Source organism: Mesorhizobium sp. M7A.F.Ca.ET.027.03.2.1 (genome assembly GCF_003999175.1).
Taxonomy (GTDB): Bacteria; Pseudomonadota; Alphaproteobacteria; order Rhizobiales; family Rhizobiaceae; genus Mesorhizobium.
Genome location: NZ_RZOM01000547.1, coordinates 1 through 4,072, shown reverse-complemented (window position 1 = coordinate 4,072; position 4,072 = coordinate 1). Strand labels below are relative to the sequence as shown.

5 protein-coding genes are annotated in these 4,072 nt (G+C 59.5%); 3 read left to right on the top strand and 2 right to left on the bottom strand.

Features of this window, described 5'->3' with window-relative positions:
* Positions 1–496, top strand: a 496-nt coding sequence (locus EN750_RS21880; RefSeq protein ID WP_127397617.1) for an NAD-dependent epimerase/dehydratase family protein, incomplete at its 5' end; no start/stop codon positions are given.
* The gene (gene galE / locus EN750_RS21875; protein WP_127397616.1) at positions 493–1,572 is read left to right on the top strand and encodes a UDP-glucose 4-epimerase GalE; all 1,080 of its coding nucleotides are present in this window, start codon (positions 493–495) and stop codon (positions 1,570–1,572) included. The genes EN750_RS21880 and galE, both read left to right, overlap by 4 nt.
* Here galE and EN750_RS21870 read toward each other — a convergent pair.
* Both EN750_RS21870 and EN750_RS21865 read right to left on the bottom strand, forming a co-directional pair.
* Positions 1,526–1,963, bottom strand: a complete 438-nt coding sequence (locus EN750_RS21870) for a hypothetical protein (RefSeq protein WP_245481907.1) — start codon at positions 1,961–1,963, stop codon at positions 1,526–1,528. The two genes, galE and EN750_RS21870, sit on opposite strands and share 47 nt — an antisense overlap.
* Before the next feature lie 352 nt (positions 1,964–2,315).
* Positions 2,316–2,819 carry a DUF995 domain-containing protein gene (locus tag EN750_RS21865; protein ID WP_127397615.1) on the bottom strand — a complete coding sequence of 168 codons (504 nt, stop codon included), beginning with the start codon at positions 2,817–2,819 and terminating at the stop codon, positions 2,316–2,318.
* A gap of 328 nt (positions 2,820–3,147) precedes the next feature.
* On the opposite strand from EN750_RS21865, the gene EN750_RS21860 reads away from it, so the two are divergent.
* Positions 3,148–4,072 (top strand): glycosyltransferase family 39 protein (locus tag EN750_RS21860; protein ID WP_189526370.1); only part of this gene is annotated, 925 nt, incomplete at its 3' end.

Here is a 4,072-nt window from a genome sequence, read left to right as displayed (position 1 = left end):
TTCGAGAACCTATGGCCTCGATATCCGTGTCGCCCGCATTTTCAACACCTACGGGCGCCGCATGCAGCCCGACGATGGGCGCGTGGTTTCGAACTTCATCGTCCAGGCGCTGCGCGGCGAGGACCTGACCGTCTATGGCAGCGGCCAGCAGACGCGCTCCTTCTGCTATGCCGACGACCTGATCGAGGGGTTTGTCCGGCTGATGAACGCGCCGAGCGCGCCCGCCCACCCGGTCAATCTCGGCAACCCTGCTGAATTCACCATCATGGAACTGGCAACGCTGGTCGTCGATTACACCAACGCCCGATCGAAGATCGTGCATCGGCCGTTGCCGGTCGACGATCCCAGGCAGCGCAAGCCGGACATCTCTTTTGCCAAGGCCAATCTCGGCTGGGAGCCGAAAATCAGCTTGAGCCAGGGGCTCGCGCGCACCGTCGAGTATTTTGACACCCTGCTCTACGGAAACCGCATTGCCAGAGGAGCTGCCGCCTCATGAGCCGGCCGGCAGTCCTGGTGACGGGTGGAGCCGGCTTCATCGGCAGCCACACCTGCAAGCAGTTGGCCTCCGCCGGCTACATGCCGGTGGTTTTCGACAATCTGAGCCGCGGCAACGAGAGGTCCGTCGGCTGGGGTCCGCTCGTCGTCGGCGATATCCGGGATCGGGATGCATTGAAGCGGGCGATGGAAACGCACCGGCCGACGGCTGTGATCCATTTTGCGGCGCTGGCCTATGTCGGAGAGTCCGTTCGCGAGCCGGCCGAATATTATTCAACCAATGTGACAGGCACCATCGCGGTGCTCGATGCCGCACGCGCTTGTTCGGTCGAAAACATCATCTTCTCCAGCAGCTGTGCGACGTACGGCGTGCCGGAAGCGTTACCCGTTCGCGAGACCTCCTCGCAAAATCCGATCAGCCCTTACGGGCGCTCCAAGCTGATGGGCGAACAGATCATCGGCGACTATGCATCCGCGTATGGAATGAAATTTGCTATCCTGCGCTACTTCAACGCTTGTGGCGCCGATCCCGACGGCGAGCTTGGTGAGTGGCATTCGCCGGAAACCCACCTGGTTCCCAGAGTGCTCATGGCCGCATCGGGCATCATCGACGCGATCGAGGTTTTCGGCACCGACTACGACACATCGGACGGCACTTGTGTAAGGGATTATATCCACGTCACCGATCTGGCCCGCGCCCACCTGAAAGCGCTCATGCATCTCGAGGGTGGCGGGCAAAGCCTGGCGGTCAATCTCGGCACGGGGCGGGGCGTCTCCATCAAGGAAATCGTCAAGGCGGTCGGCCGAATGACGTCAAGACCGGTCCCGGCAGTGTTCAGAAGCCGGCGCCCCGGAGATCCGGCGGAGCTCTACGCCGATCCGGGAGCCGCACGCGAACAGCTTGGCTTTGTGCCGGAACTTTCAGACGTCGATACGATTGTCAGGACAGCCGCTCCTTTTTTCGGACTGAAGACCAGGCCAATGAAACTGCCGCCAGCCAGGGCGGCAACGTCGGTCGCCGCTCGACGGGTCAGAGATAGCGGGGGCGACAGCTCGCGCGCTGGCCAAACCCGCTAGGGCTGCAGATATAAGGCGAGCCGCCGGAGAACGTGCCGCCATCGCCAGGATTGAACGAGATTTTCACCGGCGCCGGCGTGCTGGCTCTGATCCGTTGCGGTGGTGCAAAGGCGTAGCCACTTTCAGTTCCTGTTGTGCTTGTCATCTGGATCGGAAGGTCGGCCCGGAGCGAGCGCACGAGAAATCCGGCCTGCACGGGCTGGACCGCGGGCTGGCTGCGGATGGCGTGGACCACAGGCTTGACGAGGACCGAATTGGTTTCGTTCGCATCCATACTCTGACAGCCTGCAACCACAGAGATCACCGCCGCGGCCGCAACGATAGCCACGATATTTCTAATAGATACGATATTTTTGCTTGGGTTGACTGCACCCATCGCTGATTTTTTCATCATGTGTCCCTTGCTATCAAGTATAAGCCAAGGGCGCATCGCGACATACTATGCTTCGCCGCTCTCACGCCGCATGAGTGACCACTCGCACATCACACGTCAATATTAGACATCACTAATTATTAAATTTCATCAAAACCGTATGGTAGGGCCCATCGTCTCGTCGTTCTGTCAGATAAAGTTGGATGCCATCAACCAGCGACCGGCGCGCCGACGGGGCCAGCCGAACTGCTTGATGTCCTACCATAAGCGATTCGCCAGATCCCTGACAGGTGCCTTGCAATTGCAGTCCGCTCTCGAAAGCGGGATTGAATGATTTTGTTCAACTCGTCAGGATGGGTCGGCTGCGTACCTAATTTTTGGAATCGACCAGCTTGCGGGTCTCTTCGAACTGCGCGCCCTTCGGGTTGCCCACTTCGAATTTCCGGTATTCGTCGGAAGTATCCTCGGGAGATCGCTTGAAACTGTACCATTCCCCATCCGGATCCTCGCGTTTCTCGATGTTCCCGCCCTGAATCCGGTGGCTGTAGCAGGTGCGTTTTTGCTTGCCGGTGTAGCCCTTCGACCGCCAGGCGAGTTCCATGCACATCTTACCGTTGCTGGTGACCAGCCATCTGCCCGCCGCAAAAGATGCCGTGTCCGGCCCGGACGTCCAGGCCTCAAGGCGTCGATTGCCCTGTGCGAAATAGGCTGCTCCGTCTTTCCACACCCATGTGCGATCGGCGTAAAGAAGCGACATCTCGTAGGCAGTCGGAACGGTGGCGACAACCGCTTGCGCAGGTCCGCTGTCTTTGGCGGCAGCCGCATGCGCTGTTCCCGAAAGCGCCGTCTGGCCGCAGAGGGCCAGGAGAAACATAAGCTGCGTGCAACTTGCGAACCGACGGGGTCTGTGTTGCCGACGGTCGACGCAAAGCGGCGGCAATCTGGTCAGAGCTGTCGGTACAATTGGCGTGCGCATGCCTGTTTGGCCCAAGGTAGCACTATCAGCGCTCTGACAGCCTAGGAAACTAGTTAACAGTCGCGAGAACGGTGATGTCAACCTTCGCCAAGCGGATTAACAACAACTATTCGAGACACACGCAGCCGCAATCGTCAAAATTAAGAATTGCGTCGTATATTCCTCTACCTCCGACAATCGCGCTCAAAAGCAACATCCGTAGACGTCAGGGAGGACGCGGTTTCAAATGACGGACGACCCGGAGTTGAATCAGGCCGAAGGTCAGCAATACCTGCAGTCAAGCGACCGGGAGATGGCTGCTTGCAGCACCCTGAGCCCCAACATGGCGATATTGCTGGGCATCCTGTTCATTGCGGTCGTGTTCAGGTTCCACAACATCACCTTGCCACTCGTCGATGCCTTCAGCTGGCGCGAGGTAAGCACGGCAATGATGGCCGACAATTTCCAGCAGCGCAGCTGGAACATCTTCTTTCCGGAGGTCAGCTGGACCGGGCCCGGGCCAAGTTATCAGGGCCGCGAGTTCCAGATCGTCAGCTATCTGACCGCCCTGCTCTATCAACTCTTCGGCTGGCACGACTGGTTCGGCCGCATGGTAGCGGCCTTCTTCGGTCTTGTGACGGTGTTTTCGCTGCACAGGCTAACGGCCATATGCTGGGACGAGACCCACGCTCACGCCGCGGCACTTGCCTACGCGCTGATGCCGGCGGCGATCATGATCGACAGCTCGTTTCTTCCCGATCCCGCGATGCTGGCCCTGGTGACGCTCGGCGTCTGGCTGTTCGCGAAATACTGGGCCGGAGGCAGCGGCTGGCTCCTGCCGCTTGCCACGGCGAGCTTCTCGCTCGGCGTGCTGGCAAAGCCGCCGGGCCTCGCCGCCGGCGCCGTCATCTTCTACCTCATGGTTTCCTGGGTTCTTGAGAAGAAGCGAAAGCAGGCGGCCAAGGTCTTCCTGTTGGGGCTTTTGAGCTTGGCCATCATCGGCGCCTATTTCAGCTGGGCCATTTATCTCGGCCGCAGCTATCCGCCGTTTCATGTCGCGGGCAGCGGCTATATCTGGGATTCCGGTTTCTGGACATTCTTCAGGAACAGCTTCTACTTCAAATCCGTATGGAACACCTCGGTCTGGTGGTTCTATGGCTATCCGTTCATGG

Excerpts from the sequence above, each read along its gene's own strand:
- galE (WP_127397616.1), top strand. The coding sequence starts at position 493 with ATGAGCCGGCCGGCAGTCCTGGTGACGGGTGGAGCCGGCTTCATCGGC.
- EN750_RS21865 (WP_127397615.1), bottom strand. The coding sequence starts at position 2,819 with ATGTTTCTCCTGGCCCTCTGCGGCCAGACGGCGCTTTCGGGAACAGCG.
- EN750_RS21870 (WP_245481907.1), bottom strand. The coding sequence starts at position 1,963 with ATGAAAAAATCAGCGATGGGTGCAGTCAACCCAAGCAAAAATATCGTA.